The 20,641-nt window shown below is 69.7% G+C and carries 19 protein-coding genes and 1 pseudogene; 4 read left to right on the top strand and 16 right to left on the bottom strand.

All coding sequences use genetic code 11. The features are described 5' to 3' along the window. The first annotated feature begins 33 nt into the window (after positions 1-33). Positions 34-1,377, top strand: a complete 1,344-nt coding sequence (locus tag ABTZ89_RS16660; protein WP_351045389.1) for a TRAP transporter large permease subunit — start codon at positions 34-36, stop codon at positions 1,375-1,377. Between the two features lie 11 nt (positions 1,378-1,388). Next, the gene (locus ABTZ89_RS16655; RefSeq protein WP_351045386.1) at positions 1,389-1,634 is read left to right on the top strand and encodes a hypothetical protein; all 246 of its coding nucleotides are present in this window, start codon (positions 1,389-1,391) and stop codon (positions 1,632-1,634) included. A gap of 65 nt (positions 1,635-1,699) precedes the next feature. Here the strand turns inward: ABTZ89_RS16655 and ABTZ89_RS16650 are convergent, their stop codons facing one another. The 14 genes from ABTZ89_RS16650 to ABTZ89_RS16585 form a co-directional block, all read right to left on the bottom strand. After that, positions 1,700-2,413, bottom strand: a complete 714-nt coding sequence (locus ABTZ89_RS16650) for a GntR family transcriptional regulator (protein ID WP_270949723.1) — start codon at positions 2,411-2,413, stop codon at positions 1,700-1,702. Between the two features lie 275 nt (positions 2,414-2,688). After that, positions 2,689-3,189 (bottom strand): quercetin 2,3-dioxygenase, encoded by a 501-nt coding sequence (locus ABTZ89_RS16645; protein ID WP_351045382.1) that lies wholly within the window; start codon positions 3,187-3,189, stop codon positions 2,689-2,691. A 33-nt stretch (positions 3,190-3,222) separates the two neighbouring features. Next, positions 3,223-4,446, bottom strand: coding sequence for a beta-ketoacyl synthase N-terminal-like domain-containing protein (locus tag ABTZ89_RS16640; RefSeq protein ID WP_351045379.1), 1,224 nt, complete (start codon positions 4,444-4,446; stop codon positions 3,223-3,225). After that, positions 4,443-6,161, bottom strand: a complete 1,719-nt coding sequence (locus tag ABTZ89_RS16635) for a polyketide synthase (protein ID WP_351045376.1) — start codon at positions 6,159-6,161, stop codon at positions 4,443-4,445. The genes ABTZ89_RS16640 and ABTZ89_RS16635 overlap by 4 nt, the downstream gene beginning before the upstream one ends. Then, complete coding sequence (locus ABTZ89_RS16630) at positions 6,158-6,907, bottom strand: polyketide synthase (RefSeq protein WP_351045374.1); 750 nt, start codon at positions 6,905-6,907, stop codon at positions 6,158-6,160. Before ABTZ89_RS16630 ends, ABTZ89_RS16635 begins: the two co-directional genes overlap by 4 nt. Then, positions 6,904-7,650: an enoyl-CoA hydratase/isomerase family protein gene (locus ABTZ89_RS16625; protein ID WP_351045371.1), complete on the bottom strand. Its 747-nt coding sequence runs from the start codon at positions 7,648-7,650 to the stop codon at positions 6,904-6,906. The genes ABTZ89_RS16630 and ABTZ89_RS16625 overlap by 4 nt, the downstream gene beginning before the upstream one ends. After that, entirely contained in the window at positions 7,638-8,873 is a 1,236-nt protein-coding gene (locus ABTZ89_RS16620; RefSeq protein WP_270949717.1) for a hydroxymethylglutaryl-CoA synthase family protein, read from the bottom strand. The genes ABTZ89_RS16625 and ABTZ89_RS16620 overlap by 13 nt, the downstream gene beginning before the upstream one ends. 56 nt (positions 8,874-8,929) lie before the next feature. Further along, positions 8,930-9,187, bottom strand: a complete 258-nt coding sequence (locus ABTZ89_RS16615; protein ID WP_270949716.1) for a phosphopantetheine-binding protein — start codon at positions 9,185-9,187, stop codon at positions 8,930-8,932. An 8-nt stretch (positions 9,188-9,195) separates the two neighbouring features. Then, a complete protein-coding gene (locus tag ABTZ89_RS16610; RefSeq protein ID WP_351045368.1) occupies positions 9,196-9,441 on the bottom strand; it encodes an acyl carrier protein in 246 nt (81 codons plus the stop codon). 14 nt (positions 9,442-9,455) lie between these two features. Then, on the bottom strand, positions 9,456-10,469 hold the full coding sequence (locus tag ABTZ89_RS16605) for a 3-oxoacyl-ACP synthase III family protein (protein WP_270949714.1): 1,014 nt from the start codon (positions 10,467-10,469) through the stop codon (positions 9,456-9,458). After that, entirely contained in the window at positions 10,466-11,107 is a 642-nt protein-coding gene (locus ABTZ89_RS16600) for an SRPBCC family protein (protein ID WP_351045364.1), read from the bottom strand. Before ABTZ89_RS16600 ends, ABTZ89_RS16605 begins: the two co-directional genes overlap by 4 nt. After that, positions 11,104-12,777: a thiamine pyrophosphate-binding protein gene (locus ABTZ89_RS16595; protein WP_351045361.1), complete on the bottom strand. Its 1,674-nt coding sequence runs from the start codon at positions 12,775-12,777 to the stop codon at positions 11,104-11,106. Before ABTZ89_RS16595 ends, ABTZ89_RS16600 begins: the two co-directional genes overlap by 4 nt. Beyond that, positions 12,764-13,954, bottom strand: a complete 1,191-nt coding sequence (locus tag ABTZ89_RS16590; protein WP_351045358.1) for a valine--pyruvate transaminase — start codon at positions 13,952-13,954, stop codon at positions 12,764-12,766. Before ABTZ89_RS16590 ends, ABTZ89_RS16595 begins: the two co-directional genes overlap by 14 nt. After that, positions 13,951-15,498 (bottom strand): coproporphyrinogen-III oxidase family protein, encoded by a 1,548-nt coding sequence (locus tag ABTZ89_RS16585; RefSeq protein WP_270949710.1) that lies wholly within the window; start codon positions 15,496-15,498, stop codon positions 13,951-13,953. The genes ABTZ89_RS16590 and ABTZ89_RS16585 overlap by 4 nt, the downstream gene beginning before the upstream one ends. A 689-nt stretch (positions 15,499-16,187) precedes the next feature. Here ABTZ89_RS16585 and ABTZ89_RS16580 point away from each other — a divergent pair. Continuing rightward, on the top strand, positions 16,188-17,471 hold the full coding sequence (locus ABTZ89_RS16580) for a cytochrome P450 (protein WP_351045354.1): 1,284 nt from the start codon (positions 16,188-16,190) through the stop codon (positions 17,469-17,471). Between the two features lie 86 nt (positions 17,472-17,557). Next, a pseudogene (locus tag ABTZ89_RS16575) lies at positions 17,558-17,626 on the top strand (hypothetical protein); the annotation flags it as partial. Between the two features lie 578 nt (positions 17,627-18,204). Here ABTZ89_RS16575 and ABTZ89_RS16570 read toward each other — a convergent pair. Both ABTZ89_RS16570 and ABTZ89_RS16565 read right to left on the bottom strand, forming a co-directional pair. Further along, positions 18,205-18,420, bottom strand: coding sequence for a hypothetical protein (locus ABTZ89_RS16570; protein WP_351045351.1), 216 nt, complete (start codon positions 18,418-18,420; stop codon positions 18,205-18,207). 490 nt (positions 18,421-18,910) lie between these two features. Next, the gene (locus ABTZ89_RS16565) at positions 18,911-20,293 is read right to left on the bottom strand and encodes an amino acid permease (protein ID WP_351045349.1); all 1,383 of its coding nucleotides are present in this window, start codon (positions 20,291-20,293) and stop codon (positions 18,911-18,913) included. Between the last annotated feature and the right edge of the window lie 348 nt (positions 20,294-20,641).

Here is a 20,641-nt window from a genome sequence, read left to right as displayed (position 1 = left end):
GAGCGGCTGAACCGAAGAAACAGGTGAAACACGATGGGCATCCTCGCGCTGCTGGTCTTCATCGCTGTCACCGTCGTGATGAACGTCCCGCTCCGGAGACCGATCTCCGAGTCCCTGCTCGTAGCCCTCCTGGCCACCGCGCTCGTCGGCGGCAAGGACGCGCTGTCGCTGCTGTGGACCGGAGTCTGGGACGCGCTCGACAACGACGTGACCTTCGCCGGCATGGCATTCGTCTTCATGGGCGTGATCGTCTCGGCCACGGGCCTCATCGAACGGCTCATCCAGATCTTCAACTCCGTCTTCGGCCGCCTGCGCGGCGGAGCGGCCTACGTCTCGACGGCAGGATCCGCAGCCATCGGACTCGTCGCCGGATCGACCGCGGGCAACGCCGCCACCGTCGGTTCGGTGACGATCCCGTGGATGAAGGAGAACGGCTGGTCGCGTGCGCGGGCCGCCACCCTCGTGGCCGGCAACTCCGGTCTCGGCGTCGCGCTGCCGCCGAACTCGACCATGTTCATCATCCTGGCGACGCCGGCCGCCGTCGGCGTGAGCGCCGGTGACGTCTACGTCTCGCTGTTCGTCGCCGGCGCCTACTGCGTGCTCTACCGCATGCTCGTCGTCTTCATCTGGACCCGCCGCGACGGCATCGAGCGCACCGACTCCCGCCACCTCGCACCCTTCCGCCGGGCGCTGTCGAGCGGGTGGACGTCGATGACGATCTTCGCCGGCATCCTCATCCCCGTGCTGCTCACCTTCGGGCCGCTGTTCAACTGGCTGGAGTCCGAAGCCCGGATCGGCGAAGCGGCCATGGGAGAGATCTCCATCATCGTCTGGGTGCCGATCCTCATCTCCCTGATCGCGCTCATCGAGGGCCGCAAGCGCCTGCGCGGCAACTGGGGGAACCTCCGCCGGGCGATCCGAGCGGAAGCACCGCAGTTCGCCACGGTGGGCATTTCCCTCTTCGCCGCCCTGGCCGCCTCGAACATCATGAGCGAGCTCGGAGTCGGACCGCAGCTCTCCGAAACGCTGGCCCGGATGGACCTGCCCAAACCACTGCTCGTCCTCGTCGTCTGCCTCACCGCGGTCCTGGTGGCCACGCCGCTGTCCTCGACGGCGACGGCAGCGGCCATCGCCGCTCCGGCGGTCATCGCCCTGGGCACCGTCGACGTCCCGGCCGTCGTGGCCATCTGCGCGATCCTGGTGTGCACCTCGACCGAGGGCGCCTCCCCTCCGGTGGGCGCACCCATCTACCTGGCCTCCGGCATGGCCGAGGTCAACCCCCAGAAGACGTTCGTCCCGCTCATCATCTGGTTCGTCGTCCCCGTCATCGCCATCGGGTGGCTCATCGCCATGGGCTGGCTGCCGATTCCGAGCTGAGAGGATCCGCTGTGAAGAAGGCCCTCGAATTCATCTTCTGGATCGCCCTCGTCGCTTTCCTCGCGCTTGGCGCGCTCATCGTGCTCGGCCAACTGCTCGGCGTCGTCGCCCTCAGCCCCGGGCTCGTCGAGGGTGCCGCGTCCGCGCTCAACTGGTCGGCGTTCAGCTCAGCGACGGCCTGCGCGCTGGCCGCCTTCGCACTGCAGTACTTCCCGAAGGAGAAGTCGACCGACGGGCCCGGCGCCGAGCAGTCGTGAGCGTCCCGCCGCCGCGGTGTCCGGGCCGAGCGGATCCGGACACCGCAGCGCGCAGGACGAGCGGATCAGGAGTCGAAACCGGTCCTCAACCGGGTCCAGAGCTCCTGGGGGTCCTCAGACCGCTCTGCGTAGCGCAGCGCTTGACCGACCAACAGCACGGCGGTCGCTTCGAGGTGGTCCCGCATCGCCTGCGCTGCGCCGGGGCCGTCGCCGGCGAGGATCGCATCGATGATCGGATCGTGTTCGCCGATGATGTCGGAGTACTCCCGGCTCCGGCCGGCCGTCGAAGCCCCGAGCAGTCGGGTCGAAACCCGCAGCTGATCGACGATCCGGTGACCGCGCCGCATGCTGCCGGCCTCGAGCACGATGCCGTGCAGTTCCTGGTCGACGGCGAAGAAGCGCGTCTCCTCGTCCTGCTCGGCGGCCTCGCACATCTGCCGGCGCAGTTCCGCCGCCTCGGCGGTGAAGGACTCGTCGGCGTACAGGGCGGCGCGATGGGCGGCCGGGACTTCGAGGGCGAGGCGGATGGAGAAGATCTCCGCGACGTCCTCGGGCGTGGTGGGGATGATCTGGAAGCCGCGGTTGCGCACGAAGCGGATGAGACCGGCCTCCTCCAACCGCAGGAGGCCTTCGCGGACCGGCGAACGCGAGACGCCGAGCTCGTCGGAGAGCTGGTAGACGCTGTACCACTCCTGCGGACGCATCGTGCCTTCGATGACGGCGGAGCGCACGTGCTCCATGACGACTTCGGTGAGGCTCGGCCCTCTACCCGTGCTCATGATGTTCCCGTCCGGCCTCGGCGCCGGATGCGGAGCAGCGATCACGGGCCAGCGGCTCTTGCGTCTGCGGCTACCGGACCATCGTATCGCTGCGGAGCCGATTCGCCGGGGCACCCCGGGTTCGCGCCGAGCGCAACGCCGAACGGCGCGGGGGAGCTCACCCCGTCGTACGGGCAACCTCATCGAACTGTCCAAAGTGGAAGCACTACGCCCGCCGAGCTCGCCGGAAATGCCCTTGCCGGAACGGCATTTCCGGCGATCTCGGTCCCGGGTCGTCAGGCGGGTTCGCCTGGTGGGGGCAGTTGGACTTCGAGGCCGTACTGGGGCGCCAGGGTCATCGCCCGGTGGAGCTGTTCCTCGGACATCGGCTGCGGAGGCACTCCTGGTTCGGCCTTGTCGCCGACGCCTGCGAAGTAGCGGTCCATGCCGCCCGGGGTGTACATCGTCAGGGTCTTGCCCGGGTGGACTCCGATGTTGCGGAGGCTGTGGACCGTTCCCCTCGGGACGAAGACGAAGTCCCCCGGGCCCGCCTGGAAGGTTTGGCCACCGCTGAAGAACTCCAGGTCACCGGCCAGGACGTAGATGCCTTCGTCCTCGTGGGCGTGGATGTGCGGGGGCGGGCCGTCGCCGGGTGGGACCGAGACCTCCATCAGGCTCAGGGAGCCTCCGGTGTTCTCCTTCGTCGCCTTCAGCGTGTAGATGTCCGCGCCGATCCAAACCGACTCCCCTTCGTCGGCGGGCACGTGCAGGAGTCCCTTCGGGGCATTGCTGGTCACTCGACCTCCATGGTTCGACGTGAGTTGTCGCGCTCAGCTGCGCAGGACGATCGCGGCGTTGATCCCGCTGAAGGCGACGCTGTTGGACACCGCCAGCCGGATCGGTGCCGCCTTGGCGGCCTGACCCACCAGGGACAGGTCTTCATCGATGGGTTCGTGCAGGTTCGGGTTGCCGTGGACGAATCCGCCGCGCAGTTGCAGCGCGGTGGCGATCAGCTCCTGCAACCCCGCTGCGGTCAGGCAGTGCCCCACCAGCGGTTTCGTGGAGTTGACCAGGGGTGCGGAGCCGAAGACCTCGGTGAGGGCGTGGGCCTCCGCGGTGTCGCCGGCCTTCGATCCGGTGCCGTGGGCGTTGACGTAGTCGACCTCGTGCGGCCGGACTCGGGCCGATGCGAGCGCGGCGCGCAGTGCGGCGGCTTGGCCCGCCGGGTTCGGATCGGTGCCGCGGCGGGCGTCGAGGCGTTGGCCCCAGCCCGCGATCGACGCCAGGGGGCGCACTCGCGCGCGGCTCTCGAGCACGATCGCTGCCGCGCCTTGGCCGTGGACGAAGCCGCGTCGTTGCGCATCGAACGGGCGGCAGAGCTGCCACGGAGCCACCTCCTCGTCCGGTGCGGCCATCGCGCCGCTGTCGCGGAAGGCGCGGAGCTCAGCAGCGGACAGCTCCGCCACCGGTGCCACCACCAGGCAGGAGTCGACCTCGCCCGCGGCGACCAGGCGAGCGCCGAGGATCGCGGCGACCGTGCTGCTGGCCGAGGCAGCGCCGGCTGTCCAGCCCTCGCCCGCGACGCCGGTCGCTTCGCTGACCGTCCCGACGACGTCGGTGTCCAGGTGGGTGAGGACGTGCGAGGGCCGCAGGCTGCTCGGTCGGTCGTGGAATCCGCGCAGGGCCTCGGCGTGGTAGCCGAGCGCGAGGTTGTTGCCCGCCACGATCAGAGCGGTGTTCTCCCGATCCTCGAGCCCGGCCGAACGCAACGCCTCTTCCGCGACGCACGCGGCGGTCTGCCCGGGCAGGGCGGATCGGCGGGTCGCGCGTTGGAGCCGGGCCGCTGCGTCGGGGGCGTCGTGCAGATGGCGCTGCGTCCAGGCCGCGACGGAGAACCCGTCGAGCTGCGCGGCGACTCCCGCCCTGGACTCGGCGGGCAGGTCGACCGCGCGCACCCCGCTCCGGCCCTCGCGCAGGGCCGCGGTGAAGCCGTCCAGGTCGTCGGCGACGGAGTTGAGCACGCTCGCGCCGGTGATCAGGACCTCGCGCCTCACCGGGCGACCTTGCGGGTCTTCGGGGCGATCCCGTAGGGCGTGCGGAGGAACGGGTAGCCGGGCAGTCGCACGCGGCGGCGCGGCGGGTGGTGCCACAGCTTCGACCAGTCGATCTCCCCGCCGCCCAGCCATTCCCGGACTCGCGGATCGGTTTCCTCCGGTGCGTCAACGCCTTCCGCGATCAGCACGAGCCCGGCGCGCAGTTCCTCGTTCGTGCTCGCTCGCACCACCGCTCGGGCGGTGAGGTGGTCGCGGCCGGTTTGCAGCGTCCACGCGGTGGCGGTCGGTTCCGGAGTCGTCGGACCGGCGACGAACTCGGCGAGCCTGGCGGCGACCCGGCGCAGCGCGTCGTCATCGGTACCGCTGATCGGGAACACCATCGACGTCCCGCCCCAGGAGCCGTCCGGCGAGTCCGCGGCGGGTGGTTCCTCCAGCACCACGTGGGCGTTCGACCCGCCGATGCCGAAGGAGCTGACGCCCAGCCTCCGGGGAGCATCACCGGGTTCCCACGGCACGCTGCCCTGCGCCACCTCGGCCGGCTGGTCGTGGATCTCCAGATCCCCGTTCATGCCGAGGATCCCGGCGCCGGTGGGGATCGCCCCGTTGCCCAGGACCAGCACCGCCTTGGCCAGGCTCGCCGTGCCCGCAGCGCCCTCCAGGTGACCGATGACGGCCTTCACCGTGCCGATCCACAACCGCTCCCCCGGTCCCGCGAAGCGCACCGGCCCCGCTGCGTGCTCGCGGACCAGTTCGCGCAGACCGTTGAGCTCCTCGACGTCCAACTTCGTCCCGGGCGCGTGGGCTTCGAGGTAGCCCAGCGACGCCGGGTCCACGTCGCCCTGCGCGAGCGTCCGGCGCAGCAGCCGGGCTTGGGAACCGCTGTCGGTCTTGACCAGTCCGCCGGCCCGGCCGTCGTGGTTGGCCGCCGCGCCCCGGATGATCGCCAGCACCGGGTCACCGGCTTCCAGCGCGTCGTCGAGCCGCTTGACCACGAAGCACAGCACGCCTTCCCCGCGCACGTACCCGTTGGCGTCGTCGGAGAACGGGCGGCACGTCCCCGTCGGCGACAAGGCACCCATGTGCGCCAGCGCTCCGGTGAGCCATCCCGAGGCGTAGACGTTGGAGCCGCCGACGATGGCGGTGTCGAAGTCGCCCGCGCGCAGCCCGGAGGCCGCCAGCGCCAGTGCGCTCAGGCCGCTGGAGCAGGCGGTGTCGACCGTGATGCTGGGGCCGCGCAGGTCGAAGAAGTTCGAGACCCGGTTCGACAGGTAGGCGGCGATGCTGCCGGTCAGCGAGTAGCGGTCCAGCACGCCGGTGCTGATCATCCCGTCCCGGAAGTCGCTCGTGGACGAACCGACGAACACCCCGACCTCCTGGCCGCGCAGGCTGCTCGGCGCGATGCCCGCCGACTCCAGCGCCCGCCAGGTGGTCTCCAGCAGCAGCCGCTGCTGCGGGTCCATCCACACCGCCATCCGCCCGACCACGTCGAAGAACCCGGCGTCGAAGGTGTCCACATCGGACACGAGAGCGGCGGTCAGCCCGCCTTCCCCGGCCACCTCGGCGTCGTAGCCGACGAGGCGTTCGGCGGGGACCGGTCCCATCGCGGGACGGCCGGCCAGCAGCGTCTCCCAGAACTCGTCGACGTCGTCACCGCCCGGCACCCGGCAGGACATCCCCACGATCGCCAACGGAGCCAACTGCGCATTCTTGGTCACCGGGCTATCTCCTCTGCTCGTCCGTACCGCTGCTCGACCAGCCGCCGGAAATCGGCGGAACCCCAAGCCTTTTCGTGCCTGCCGACCTCGACCTCGATCGCGGCGTCGCCCGCGGCCAGCGCCTGCTCGGCGAACTGGCCTTTGAGCAGCTCCAACGCGTACCGCGGCGCCCGCGCCATCCCACGCGCCAGCTCGAGCGCGGTGTCGAACACCGACTCGTGCGGCACGACCTTCACCGGCGCCGAGCGGGCGCGGAGCTCGGCTCCCGCGTAGCCACGAGCGGTCAGCAGCATCTCGGTGCCGAGGGTGTGCCCCAGGCGACTCGGTAGCAGCCAGGTCGTGCCGTACTCCGGGACCAGGCCGTAGTTCAGGAAGTTCGCCGCGTAGCGGGAGCGCTCGGAGAGCACCGGCACGTCGGCGTACAGGCCGAAGCTGAGCCCGCCGCCGATGGCGTGGCCCTGCATCGCCGCGACCACCGGCAGCGGGCAGTGCGGGAAGGCCCGGACGAACGGTTCGACGTCGGCGCGCTCGTCGGTCAGCAGGTACTCGCGACTGGCACCGGCGGCGAACACCGTGGGCAGGCCAGCAGCGACGATCACGTGCACCGCGGGGTCGGACGCCGCCTCGGCCAGCGCGGCCGGGACGGCTTCGACCAGGGCGGACGAGATCGCGTTGCCGCCCCGGGAATCGGCCACGGTGACCACCGCGACGCGGCCGTCGATCTCGACCGCCACGAGATCGCTCACAGCAACCCCTCCTCGCGCAGCCGCTGCACCCGGGAACGCACGCCCGGATCGGTGACCGCTCGTTCGAACATGCGGTGCGCGTGGTCGAAGTAGTCCTCCGGCAGCGGATCGAGAATCCGGTGGCAGGACTTCAGATCGCCAACCGCCTCAGGCCTCGGCATGCGCCGCAGTGCGCGCAAGATCCGCCGCAGCGCCTCTTCCGGTTCTTCCACCACTTCGTCGGCCAAACCGAACGCGTGGGCCTCGGCGGCGTCGAGCTCGTCAGCCAGGACCGACCTGCGGAACACCTCCCGCGTGCCGATCCGGGCCGAGACGAACGGGGTGATCAGCGCCGGTACCAGGCCGATCAGCAGTTCGGTGAGGCGGAAGCGCGCGTTCGGCCCGGCCAGCACGAAGTCGCAACTGCTCGCCAGCCCCACCCCGCCGCCCGTCGCGCGGCCGTCCACCACCGCGACGGTCACCAGCGGACTGGTAGCCAGCCCGGACAGCAGTTCCCACAAAGCCCTTCCGTCCACGGCCGTCCAGGAACCTGGAGACTCCACTATGGACAGATCGATTCCGGAGCAGAAGGAGTCCCCTTCTGCGGTCAGGACGACCGCACAGCAACCCGGTGTCCGCTCCGCGATGCGAAGGCCGCCGAGCAGCTCGCCCACCACATCACCGCGCAAGGCGTTGCCCGCTTCCGGACGGCACAACCGCAGCCGCGCGCAAGCACCGCTGATCTCCACGCTCACTGGAGCCATCGGTATTCCCTGCGGTAGTCGGCGACCGAGGCCAGCACCGCTCGCGGACGCCCGCCGGTTCCCCAGCTCTCCAGCTCCGCACCGTCGACCTCGCCGTGCTCGGCGCCGAACCCGACGGCCTGCGCCCGGTCCACGGCCGCGTCGTAGTCCTCGACGGTCAGCCTGGTGCGGTCCGCGAGTTCGCGCTCCAGCCCGGTTCCGGCGACCAGCTGCCGCGCACCGGGCACGACTTCACCGGCGAGGAACTCCGAGGCGCACCCGGATCCGTAGCTGAACACGCCCACCGACAGCCGCTCCTCGGTCGGCGCCGCGGCGATCGCGCTGATCAGCGCCAGCAGAGTCGTTCCGGAGTAGATGTTGCCGACCTGCTCGGGGAACCGCAGCGAGGGCGCCACCCGGCGTGCGAAGTCCTCTTGCTCACCACCCCGGCCCAGGTCGGACAGCTTGCGCACGCCGGTGCGGTGCGCGCCGCGGACCATCCCCGGGAACGGGGTGTGCATCGCCAGCAGGTCGTAGGACTCGACGAAGTCGACCCCCGGCTTGCGCGCGGCGTGGTCGGCGAACGCGCCCAGCAGGCAGTCCAGGTAGGCCATCAGGGACAGGTCGGTGTCCATCACGTCGACGTCCGGCGCCGGGCGGAAGAAGTCGGGCGTCTCGTAGCCGTAGCAACCGGAGGTGCCCAGCTCCAGCTCGACGATCCGGGGCTCCTCCCCGACCAGCACCGCCACCGCCGCGGCACCCTGCGCGGGCTCCATGTACGAGCCCCGGGTCGGCACCGGGGTGTCCGAGGCGATCACCAGCGCCCGGCTGCCCGGTTCGGCGGCCACCACCGACGCCGCCAGCTGCAGGGCCGCGACACCGCCGTGGCAGGCCTGCTTGACCTCGAACAACCGGCACTGACGCGGCAGGTCCAGCAGGCGGTGCACGTGCGTGCTCGCCGCCTTCGACAGGTCCAGCGGCGACTCGGTGGCCACCACCAGCGTCCGGATGCTCCGGCGTTCGGCGTCGGTGAGCGCGTCGACGACCGGCCGGGCCGCGGTGGCCGCCATCGCCACGATGTCCTCACCGGGGGCGGCCACGCTCTTGCGCCGCAACCCCAGGTTTCCGATCCGCGCCGAGTCGAGACCGCGAGCGGCGAACAGGTCCTCGGTCTCCAGGTAGGCGCTGCCGCAGTAGGCGCCCACCGCGTCGATGCCCACCCGATGCGCGTTTCCGAAGTTCATCTGTGCTTTCCTTCCGACCCGGGTGCCGCCCCGCCCCAGGAGGCGAGGCGGCCCGGTCACGGTTCGTTCGCGTTGGCGTTCGCCAGCAGCACGTCGACCAGGCCACCGATGTCGTGCACTCCGGCGAAGGTCTCGGAGTTCAGCTCCAGCCCCATCGCGTCGAGCGATCCGACGACCACGTCCATCCGGTCCAGCGAGTCGCAGCCCAGGTCGGTCATGCTGCGGTCCTCGCCGATCTCGGCAGGGTCGATGTCCGGGCGCACCGACAGGATGTTCGCGCGCACCACCGCGAAGACCTCTTCCCTGGTCAGCACGGCATCCCCTACGCGTTCGCGGCGAGGTGCTTGACGAACGCCTCGGGCGTGCCGTGCTCGTAGAGGGATTCGACGGTCTCGGCGACGCCGAGCTCGGACTTGATCATCGCGACGTACTCCACCGCGAGGATGGAGTCCAGGCCCAGCTCGGTGAAGCTGGTCGCCACGTCGATCTTGCTCACCTCCACGTAGAGCACCTCGGCCAGCAATGCCAGCGCCGTGCTCTCCACGGAGGTCTTGGTCTCCCCGCTCATCCGATTCCCTTCCACTAGTTCCCGCCCTGCCACCTGATCGCGGCGCACGCCGACATCTCCCCCGCGCCGGCGAATCCGGCGAGCACCACCAGCGATCCGGGCGCGATCCGGTCGGCCCGCAGCGCGTGGTCGAGGCTGACCGGCACGCCGGCGCCGAAGAGGTTCCCGTAGGAGTCGAAGGTGTCGAAGTGCTTGGCCGGGTCGATTCCCAGGTCCCGCGACCAGTTCCGCAGCAGCAGCCGGTTCGGCTGGTTGGTGATCAGCAGATCGACGTCGGCCACGTCGTGCTCGATGCGGCCGAGCACCTCGCGGACCACCTCGGGCACGATCTTGGTGCCGCGCTCGATGACGTTCTGCGCCTTGGTGTTGTCGAACCCGACGTCCATCTCCGCGGTGCCCGGTTCCCAGTACAGCCGGCCGTCGGCGAGGGTGATGTTCACGTCCGGCGCGAACTCCGGGTGGTGCTGCACCTTCGTGGCCAGGATCGGCGATTCGTCCGACGCCGCCACCAGCGCCACCGCCGCACCGTCGCCCGGCACCGACGCGTGCGCCGAGGTCCGCACGCCGGGCTGGGTGAAGATCTTGCCCGCGTTCTGCGACACGCACAGCAGCGCGGTCCTGGCCCCCTGCTCCTGGAGCACCTTGCGCGCCAGGTCGAGCATGTGCGGGAACACCACGCAGTGCCCGTTGTGGAGGTCCACTATGGACTCCGGTTGTGCGCCGAGCCGTCGCGCGACCTCCGCGCCGGAGCCCAGGAATGGCACGTCCGGGAGCGCGTTGTAGGTGATCAGGACGTCGACGTCGCGGAGCACGCCGGTTCCGTGCCGCTCCGCCAGCGCGTGCGCGGCCTGCTCGATGAGGTCGGCCCCGGTCTGCTCCCGCGAGGCGTACCGGCGGAACTCCGGCGCCCGGAACATCGGGTTGCGCAGCAGCGGGTCGTCCGGCCGCGAGTACTGCTCGAAGTACTCGCGGCCGACCTGGTCCGGCGGCTGGTAGCTGGCGACGTCGATCAGGCTGACCGGCTTCACCGCACGACCCCCGGCACGATCGGGATCCCGTTGCGCTGCCGGTGTTCGAGGATGGCCTTGGTGTTGTCCATCTCGATGCGGTGGCCGGCGTTGAAGTACCGCCACAGCTCGCCGACCCACACCCGGTCCGGGCCGGGCGACTTCTCCGGGTACGGGTTCTCGGCGTAGTACGGGTGGTGGCAGTTGGTCATCATCACCACCGACCCCGGCTTCTTGAGCACCAGCTCGGCGGGCAGGACGCGGAAGAGGTAGATCATCCACAGGTCCTCGCCCTGGTCCCAGGCGGCGTGGTAGTCGATGGTCATCGCGTCCGGGTTGGACTCGATGCGCAGGAAGATCCGGGTCATCTCGTCCACCCGGTCCCAGCCCACGTGCAGCCCGGTGTCGTCGACCGGCTGCAGGCCCCGCACGCTGAAGGTGTACTCCTCCTGGCTGTGCACGTCGGCCAGGTAGTCGAACACGTCGCGGGGCGGGCAGTCGATGTAGGTGTGCAGGGTGCAGAAGTCCCCGTAGACCTCCTCGTGCGGGTAGGAGTCCTTGGTGGCCTTCTTGGCCTGCTCGACGATCTCGGCCATGGACCGGGTCTCGCAGCGGGCCAGCCCTGGGATCTCGGCCAGTTCTTCGTCGGAAACCCTCACTTCGGCGATGTCCTCTCGGTCGAATCATCGGTCGGCACGAACGGCAGGTAGGGCGGCATCTCGTCGGGGCGCATCTCGACCGACACCAGCGACGGACCGGTGGTGCTCCCGGCCAGGAAGGCCCGCAGCTCGTCGAGGGTCCGGACGGTCCGCGCCCGGATGGACGGGAACATCGCGGCGATCCCCGCGCCGATGTCGCTGTCCCGGAAGGCGTTGTAGGTGTGCTCGCCGTCGTAGAACAGCTCCTCCCGCGACTTGCAGGCCGCGTGCGAATTGTTGTTGAAGATCACGAAGGTGACCGGCAGGTCGTGCTCGACCGCGGTGTGCACCTCCATGCCGTGCATGTAGAACGAGCCGTCGCCGGCCAGCACGAAGGTGCGCCGCCCGGTGGCGAACGCCGCGCCGATCCCGGCGCCGAAGCTGAAGCCCATGCCACCCATGCCCAGCGCGAGCAGGTAGCGGCCGCGGGCGGGCGCCGGGAGGAAGTGCAGCACGCCGCACCCGGTGTTGCCCGCGTCGGAGACCACGACCGCGTCGTCCGGCACCGCGTCGGCGATCGTCCCGACGACCTCGCGCAGCGCGATCCGGTCTCCTTCGGTGCGCTCGTGCGGCAGGAAGTCCAGCCCGTCGTGCGGCGGTGTTGCCGGTGCTTCCCCGGACAGCTGCTGGACGGCCGACCGCAAGCTCGCCCGCAGCTCACCGGTTTCCAGCAGCGCCTCGTCCCCGGCGTGGGGAGCCTGCCGGTCGAAGCAGACGATCTCCGTGCCCTGCAACGAAGCTTCGAGCCCGGCTCGAGCCACTTGCGGGAACCTCGTACCCACCAGGACGAGGGTCCGCGCGCGGTCCAGGCAGCGCCGCACGCTGGGATGCCCGTTCGCACCGGCCACCCCGACGAACCGCGGGTCGTGGTTGTCGAAGACGTCCTTGGCGTCCGGCTCCACCGCCACCCACGCACCGAGGCGCTCAGCCAAGCCCGCCAGCTCCGCACGCGCGTCCGCGCGCACCACGCCCGAACCGGCCACGATCAACGTCGGCCCGCCGCTCCGAGCCGATTCCAGCGCCCGCAGCACCTGTCCGTCGAGTTCGCCGGGTTCCTCCTCCTCGACCGGGAGGTCCACCGGTTCCAGCTCGGTCAACGCCTGCTGGACGTCCTTCGGGATCAGCAGAACGGCAGGCCCCCGCTCGCGCTCGGCGGCGTGCATCGCGCGCGGCAGCAGGTCGGCGATCTCGTCCGGTTTCTCCACCCGAGCGCAGAACCGCGACACCGCGGCGAACAGCGCCGGACCGTTCAGCGAGCCGTTGAGCCCGCTCTGGTCCTGGAACGCACCGCGTCCCTCCAGCGAGGTCGGCGGCTGTCCGATCAGGGCGAGCAGCGGGACCCCGGACGCGTAGGCCTCGCCGAGCGCCGGAACGAGGTTGAGCGCCCCGCCGCCGGAGGTGGCCGCGACCACGGCCAGGCGGTTGCTCGCCCGGTGGTAGCCCTCGGCCATCGCCCCGGCGGAGAACTCGTGCTTGCCGACGACCCCGGCCACCCGCCCGGAGCCGTGGGAGATCGCGTCGTAGAGGTCTTCGACGTTGGCCCCGTGCACGCCGAAGACGTGCCGCACACCGGCGGAGTCGAGGTGGTCGACGATGCGGTCCACGACCCGCTTGCGCTCAGCGTCCGGCATTGACCACCTCCGCGAGGATCCCCAGGCCCTGCTCGATCTCGGTGTGCGTCGCGGTCACCCCGATGCGCACCGACCGGCGCGCGTGCGGCTCGCCGTGCAGGTGCGGCAGGTAGAACGGGGCGGACGGGGCGATGAGCACACCGCGGTCCTTCAGCTCGTGGAACAGCTCCGAAGTGGACGTCTCGAGCTCCGGCAGGTGCAGCCAGCGGAACTGCCCGCCATCGGAGGCGTGCAACCGGAACGGCACCTGCAACCGCGCGTCCAGGACTTCCCGGATGAGCTGGTGGCGCTGCCGGTAGCTCCCGCGCAGATCGCGGTGGCACAGCTCGAGGTACCGGTCGTCGCGCAGCAGGATCAGCACGGCCAGCTGCACCAGCTGCGGCGGGAACGTGGCGACCTGCGCCTGGAACCCGCCGAACAGCTCGATCAGCGGTTCCGGCGCGATCACGAAGCCCAGCCGCTCGCCGGCCAGCGCGGCTTTCGAGAAGCTCTGGACCAGCACCACGTTGTCCGCCCACGGCATCCCGAGCTCGCGGAAGGCCAGCCCCGGAACCACCGGGGCGTACGCGTTGTCGACCACCAGCAGCGCCCCGACCTCGGCGCATTCCCGGGCCAGTTCGGCCAGCGCCTCGTCGGAGATCACGTTCCCGGCGGGGTTGCTGGGCCGCGAGACCACGACCGCACCGACGTCGCTGCTCAGCGCACCGCGCGGCGGGACGTAGCGGAACTCGTCGTCGCCCTCGGGCACCACCTCGGCCGGCACCATATCGTAGGCGACGTCGCGGTGCGTCAGGTACCCGGGGTACTCCGGCCCGAACAGCACCACCTTCTTGCCCCGGTCGGCCATCAGCTCCGAGATGTAGTGGAAGGCGGCCTGCGCGCCGGGCGTGATCAGCACGTTCGCACCCGACACCGGCAGCGAGAACCGCTCGGCGTAGCGGCCCGCGAGCTGCTCGCGCAGTTCCGGGTCCCCGTGCACGCCGTGGTACCGGGTGACGCGGCTGGTGAAGCTCGGATCCGCCACGGCGGCGCGGAAGGCCTCCCGCACGGCGTCGGAGATCGCGGGCAGCTCCAGCGGCATGCCGGTCGCCAGGTTGTGCCAGCCCTGGTCCACGGCCAGCAGGTACGGGACGACGTCCTGCCACTTCTCGATCGGCGGGGCGCTGACCGCGGTCATGAGCGCGCCCCGTCCCGGTAGCGGTCGGCGATCCCGCCCGGCAGGTCGAGCCGGCCGATCGGCGAGTAGTCGTAGCGGTCCACCGGGTCCTGCGAGGGCGAGACGATCAGCTCGTTGGCCCCGGCCACGTACGAGGTGATCTCCTCGCTGGCGAACAGGTAGCCGATGCCGTCGACGAAGGTGCAGCCCAGATCCGTCAGGTTCATCTGCGCGCCCTCGACCGAGACCAGTCCGAGGTCGCTCAGCCTGCCGATCTCGGGGGCGAACAACTCCCCCGCGTCGATGCCGTAGCGCTGCTGCAGCACGTCGAAGTTCACGCCGCCGGAGCGGATGCCGAACATGATCGCGCGGCGCACCCGTTCCTCGTCGGGCAGCGTGTGGCCCCGCCACACCGGCGCCTTGCCGGCGCTGATGGCGTCCATGTACTGCTGGTTGTCGCACACGTTGTAGTACTGGGTGCCGCCGATGTAGCCGAAGCCGCTGACCCCGAGCGCGACCAGGTTGTCCTCCTCGATGGAGTCGAACTTGTTCTGCTGCTGCTGGGAGTGCACCTTGCCCTTGGCGTAGTAGAAGACCGGCCCGCGCACGAATCCGGCCGCGTCGAGGACGTATTCGGCCATGTAGTGCATGCGCAGCCGGTCCGCCGCGTCCGGGAACAGCTCCGGGTTGCGCATGTACTGGCGGGTGATCGGGTCGGACCGCTTGAACATCAGCGGGAAGATGTTGAACTTCTCGATCCCGGCGTCCATCAGCTCGACGATCGTGTCGTACCAGTTGCGCAGGTTCTGCAGCGGCAGCCCGAAGATCAGGTCGACGTTGAGGTTGTGGATGTCGCGCTGGTCCAGCAGCTCCAGCAGCCGGTACACCTCGGCCCGGCCGTGCCCGCGGTTGAGCTTGGTCAGCACGTCCTCGTCCATCGACTGGATGCCGAAGACCCAGCGGTTGACCCCGCCGGCGGCGATGGCGTCCAGCCGGTCCTCGTAGTCGGGCTGGCGCACCACGCCGGGGTGCAGCTCGAAGGTGATCTCGGTGTCCGGGCGGGTCCGGACGTTCTTCCACAGGTGCTCGAACAGCCGGTTGATCTGCGGTGCCTTCAGGTAGGAGGGGGTGCCGCCGCCGAAGTAGATCGACGAGGCGTTCAGCCCCTCCGGCGACTCGGCCGAAACCCGTTGCTGCACCCCGGAGATGTCGTCCAGCAGCGCCCCGACGTAGCGGTCCACCCAGGAGTCGGCGGCGTTGATCTCCTTGTAGAAGTGGCAGAACGTGCAGTACTGCTCGCAGAACGGAATGTGCAGGTAGACGTTCTGGGAGCTGGTGACGTCCCGGAACACCTCGTGCTCATCGATGTCGTGCAGGAACTTCAGCGGCGGGTAGGTGCCGACGAGGTAGTACTCCAGGGGCGTGCGGTACACGCCCGCGGCGCGCAGGTCGTCCAGCGCGATCGCGCGGACCTGCTGGTCTGCGTACTCCACCGCCTCGGCGAAGCTGGGCAGGATTCGGTCGCCGCGCGCACCCGGAGCGCTCGGCTGGTTCTGTTCCCGCACTGGGTCTCTCCTCCGGCCAGGTCGCCCAGGCCTGTCTGCGTGTCGACTCCCGAACGTCAAGAACGGCAAAAACCACGCCTTGACACTTCCGCGGAACTGGAATCCGCATTGCTGCTGTCGGCGCACCGCTTTTCGCACTATTACCAGTACGCATTTCAACATTCGCCACGACAAATGCCATCGCCCGCGCACTAGCACCGCGCCGCGCCATTCCATCGGCCGAACGGACTAATCCACTCCGAACCGCCGAACCGTACGATCTTGAAGCTTCTCCACTTCGGGCAAAGGACCCCCAGAAACCCGACAAAAATTGACACAACTCCAGAACGGAGGACGATAACCCCAGGTCACGGGCATACTCGTCCGCCGTCGCCCATCAGTACCAATGGTTCCGCGAGCACCGACCAACGATTTCGTTTAAAAGCGAACTACCGGTCGACGCGGGTGCCGGAAGCGGCCCCCGAAGCGGCTCATCAACGCCCCGAAGCCTATGCACGGCTTCTCGCGATAGTCAACAAGGATTGCGACACACACCGCCGCCCAGGAATTTCCATCCCGATCTTGACAGTCGGACCGTTCACTCGGCAGTGTGAATGGACCGCGTGATCTGGTCGTGACCTGAGCGCGCGGACTTCTCCGGACGCATTCGAGCTGTCCGGATCGATCGCGTGGGGACAAGGGAGCTATACGTGGATCCAAGCCGTTCCGGCGCCGGCTGCCCCGCGTCGCGGATCGCGGCGGAATTCGACCCGTTCGGCGACGCCTACCAGGAAGATCCGGCGGCGCTGCTGGCTGCGGCGCGCGCCGAGGAGCCGGTCTTCTACAGCCCGGAGCTCGACCACTGGGTGGTGACCCGCTACCGCGACGTCAAGGAGTTCTTCCGCGACACCAAGAGGTTCTCCGCCTCGAACGCGCTGGAGCCCATCACCCCGCTCGGGGAGAAGGCGCGCGCTCGGCTCGCGGAGTACGACTTCGCACCCGGTCCGGTGCTGGTCAACGAGGACGAACCGGTGCACATGCGGCGCCGCAAGCGCCTCGCACCGCCGCTGGCCGCCGAAGAGGTGGCCAAGTTGGAGGGCCGCATCCGGGACCTGGTCAGCAGCTACGTCGACGCGTTCGTCGCCCGCGGCACCGCCGACCTCATCGACGACCTGCTGTGGGAGGTCCCGGCGATCGTCGGCCTGCTGGTGTGCGGCGTGCCGGACGAGGACATCGACCGGGCCCGGCACTACACCATCAAGATGGGCATGTTCACCTGGGGAAAGCCCACCGAGGAGCACCAGGTCGAGATCGCCGACCAGGTCGGTCAGTGGTGGCGGCTGTCCGGGCAGCTGGTGGACCGGCTCAAGCGCGAGGGCGGCCAGGGCTGGGTGCCCACCGCCATCGACGTGCACCGCGACGACCCGGAGCTGGTCGACGACAACCACCTGCAGAACATGATGATGAGCGGCCTGGTCGCCGCCCACGAGACCACCACCAACGCCACCGCGAACGCGCTGCGATTCCTGCTGTCCCAACGGGATTCGTGGGAAGAGCTGTGCGCGGACCCGGCGCTGATCCCGAACGCGGTCGAGGAGTGCCTGCGCTTCCGCGCATCGGTGCAGTGCTGGCGGCGCAAGGCGCTGGTGGACGTCGAGGTCGAGGGCGTCACCATCCCGGCAGGCAGCCGCGTGCTGCTGGTGATCGGCTCGGGCAACCACGACGAGACGGTCTTCGACAACCCGCAGGAGCTCGACATCCACCGGCCGAACGCCAAGCGCCACCTCGCCTTCGGCATGGGCGCGCACGCGTGCATCGGCGCCCCGCTGGCCCGGCTGGAGATGCGGATCATCCTCGAAGAGCTCACCCGCCGGCTGCCGCACATGCGGCTGATCGACGGCCAGGACTTCGGCTACCTGCACAACGCGTCCTTCCACGGCCCGCGCCACCTGCGCGTCGAGTGGGAGCCGGCGGACAACCCCGTCGACGCCTGACCTTCCCGCGGAAAACCCCGCATCCTTCCCGAAAACCCCGGGCGCACCACGAGATCCGGGCGGTCGGACATCACACGAGGAGCATCATGGCAGCACGTATCGCGGTCGTCGGTGGCGGCGTCGGCGGGTTGAGCAGCGCGATCCTGCTGGCCCGCCGCGGGTTCGAGGTGGAGGTCTTCGAACGCGACGCTCCCCCGCCCGCCGACCTGGCCGACGTGCAGAGCTGGCCGCGCCCCGGCGCACCGCAGTCCCACCACCCGCACGTCTACCTGGGCCTGTTCCGCCGCCTGCTGCGGGAGAACCTGCCCGACATGCTTCGGGACATGCACGACCACGGCGTGGACGAGCTGCCGTTCAGCGGCATCCGCGGCCCCGTCGAGCCGGGCGACGAGGACCTGGTGATGATGGCGGCACGGCGCAACACGCTGGAGTGGGCGCTGCACCGCGCAGTGGCCGGGGAAAGCCGGATCCGGCTCCACTCCGGCGTTTCCGCGCAGCTCGCCGAGCCGGTGGACGGGGTGCTCACCGGGGTGCGCACCGCCGCGGGCGTGGTGGACTTCGACGTCGTCATCGACGCCACCGGTGCGCGGTCCAAGGTCGGCCAGCAGTACCTGGAAACGGTGTCGGAAGCCGAGTGCGGCAAGGTCTACAACAGCCGCTTCTACGCTCTGCGCGACGGCGTGCAGCGGCCGCCGCTGCAGCACGGTTCGGTCACCGTCGTCGACGGTCTCGGCTACGGTGCGGCGCTGTTCGCCCACGACTGCGGGGTCTTCTCCATCGACATCGGCCGGTTGCCGGAGGACGAGGCGCTGAAGAAGCTGCGCGATCCGGACGCCTTCGACCGCGTGGTGGCGCTGTTCGACAAGTTCGCGCCGTGGTTCGCCGACGGCAACGCCACGCCGATCAGCGACGTGGTCCCGATGCCCGGGCTGCGCAACGTGCTGCGCACCCTCAAACCCGACGCACCGAGGGGCTACTTCCCGCTCGGCGACCGCGTGTGCCTGACGGACCCGACCTTCGGCCGCGGCCTGGCGCTGGCCCTCGCGCACGCGGTGCGGCTCACCGAAACCTTCAGCACGGCAGGCGACGACCTGCCCCGGCTCAACGCGCGAACCACCCGGGAACAGGTGGAATTCGTCCGCCCCTGGTTCGACGACGTGGTCGTCCAGGACGTGGCGCGCACCTCGCTGTGGCGCGCGGCGGTCAAGGGCGAGTCGTGGCAGGACCTGCTCGCCGACGCGCCGCCGAACCCGTTCCTGATGATCGACGCGGAGGAGCACGACCCCGAGCTGGGGCTGGCCGCCCGCCGCTACGTGAGCATGCTGACCAGGACCGTCGACACCACCGAGGTGTACGAGCGGATCCAGGCCATCATGGAGCTCTCGGAGGCAGGAGAGCAGGCGGCGTCGACCGCACCCACCCGAGGTGGTGTTGCGGGGTTACTTCCGGGCCGGCACCGGGTCGGAGCTGCGCTTGCGCGCTGCGACGTAGCCGATGGCGATGGCGATGGCCAGGATCGGCGTGATGTACAGGGCGATGCGGGTCTCCTCGTCGAAGGCCAGCAGCACCACCACGAACGCCAGGAACGCCAGGACGATGTAGTTCGACACCGGAGCGAACGGCATCCGGAACGGGCCGTTCGGGAGCTCACCGCGCGCCACCTTGCGGCGGTAGCCGATGTGCGCGATCAGGATCATGCCCCAGGTGAAGATCGCACCGGCCGTGCTGGCGCTGGTGATGTAGGTGAACGCCTGCTCCGGCACGAGGTAGTTGAGCACCACGCCGATCAGCATCGCGCAGAACGTCACCGCGATCGCCCGCGCGGGCACCGCGCGGCCGCTGAGCTGGCCGACCGACCGCGGCGCCTGGCCGTCCTCGGACAGCGTGCGCAGCATCCGGCCGGTGGAGTAGATACCGCTGTTGCACGACGACAACGCCGCCGTGGTGACCACGAAGTTGACCACGCCCGCCGCGGCCGGGATGCCGATCAGGGTGAAGGCGTGCACGAACGGGCTGACCTCCGCCGGGAACTGGAACCACGGCACCAGCGCCGTCAGCGCGATCAGCGCGCCGACGTAGAAGATCAGGATCCGCCACATCACCGAGTTGATGGCGCGCGGCAGCACCTTCTGCGGGTTCTTGCTCTCGCTGGCGGTCTGGCCGACCATCTCCACGCCGACGAAGGCGAACATGACGATCTGGAACGCCAGCAGCGAGGACGCCAGGCCGTTGGGGAACAGCCCGCCGTTGTCCCAGATGTTGCTCAGCGAGGCGGTGGGGCCCAGGTCGCTGAAGCCGAACACCAGGATCGCGGCGGCCAGCACGATCAGGCCCAGGATCGCCAGCACCTTGATCAGCGCGAACCAGAACTCGAACTCGCCGAACAGCTTCACCGCGATCAGGTTCACCGCGCTGAGCAGGACCAGCGCGCCCAGCGCCGGGATCCACTGCGGCACGGTCGGGAACCAGAACTGGAAGTACTTGCCGACCGCGGTGATCTCGGCCATGCCGGTCACGATCCACACCAGCCAGTAGCCCCAGCCGACCGCGAACCGCGCCCACGGCCCGACGAACTCACCCGCGTACTCGGCGAACGAACCGCTCACCGGGCGGTACATCAGCAGTTCGCCGAGCGCCCGCATGACGAAGAAGATCATCACGCCGGCGATCGCGTAGATCAGGATCAGGCCGGGGCCGACCTGGTGCAGCGCCTTTCCGGAACCGAGGAAGAGCCCGACACCGATCGCACCGCCGATGGCGATCATGTTGATGTGCCGGGCGCTCAGATCCTTCCGGTACTCCTCGGTGGCTGGTTGGCTCATCGAAGTGGACTCCTCCAAGAAGCGGTGCGGGGCTTCAGTGTGGCGCAACCGCGTGGGCCGCCTCCCGCAACACGTTGTTCGTCAGCGTGTTTCGCTGGAACTGCGCAGATACTCCGGCATCCTCCCGGTGCTGGCAAGCGATTCGGTGCAGTTGGGAACGACCGTTGCTGGAGGAGATCGATTCGATACCGGAGAGTTGCGGGAAATTGGGCATCAAGTCTATTTAGGACGAATCGCAACGCCCGGGTTCCGGGCGTGAAAAACGGCCGGTGCGCGCAACGCGCACCGGCCGTCGTCAGAACCGTCAGAGGTTCGGGTACAGCGGGTGCTTGGCGGCCAGTGCCTCGA

The organism is Saccharopolyspora sp. NPDC002686 (assembly GCF_040295745.1).
Lineage (GTDB): Bacteria > Actinomycetota > Actinomycetes > Mycobacteriales > Pseudonocardiaceae > Saccharopolyspora > Saccharopolyspora oryzae.
The sequence above is the reverse complement of the archived record's forward strand: the minus strand, read 5'-3'. Positions and strand labels throughout refer to the sequence as shown.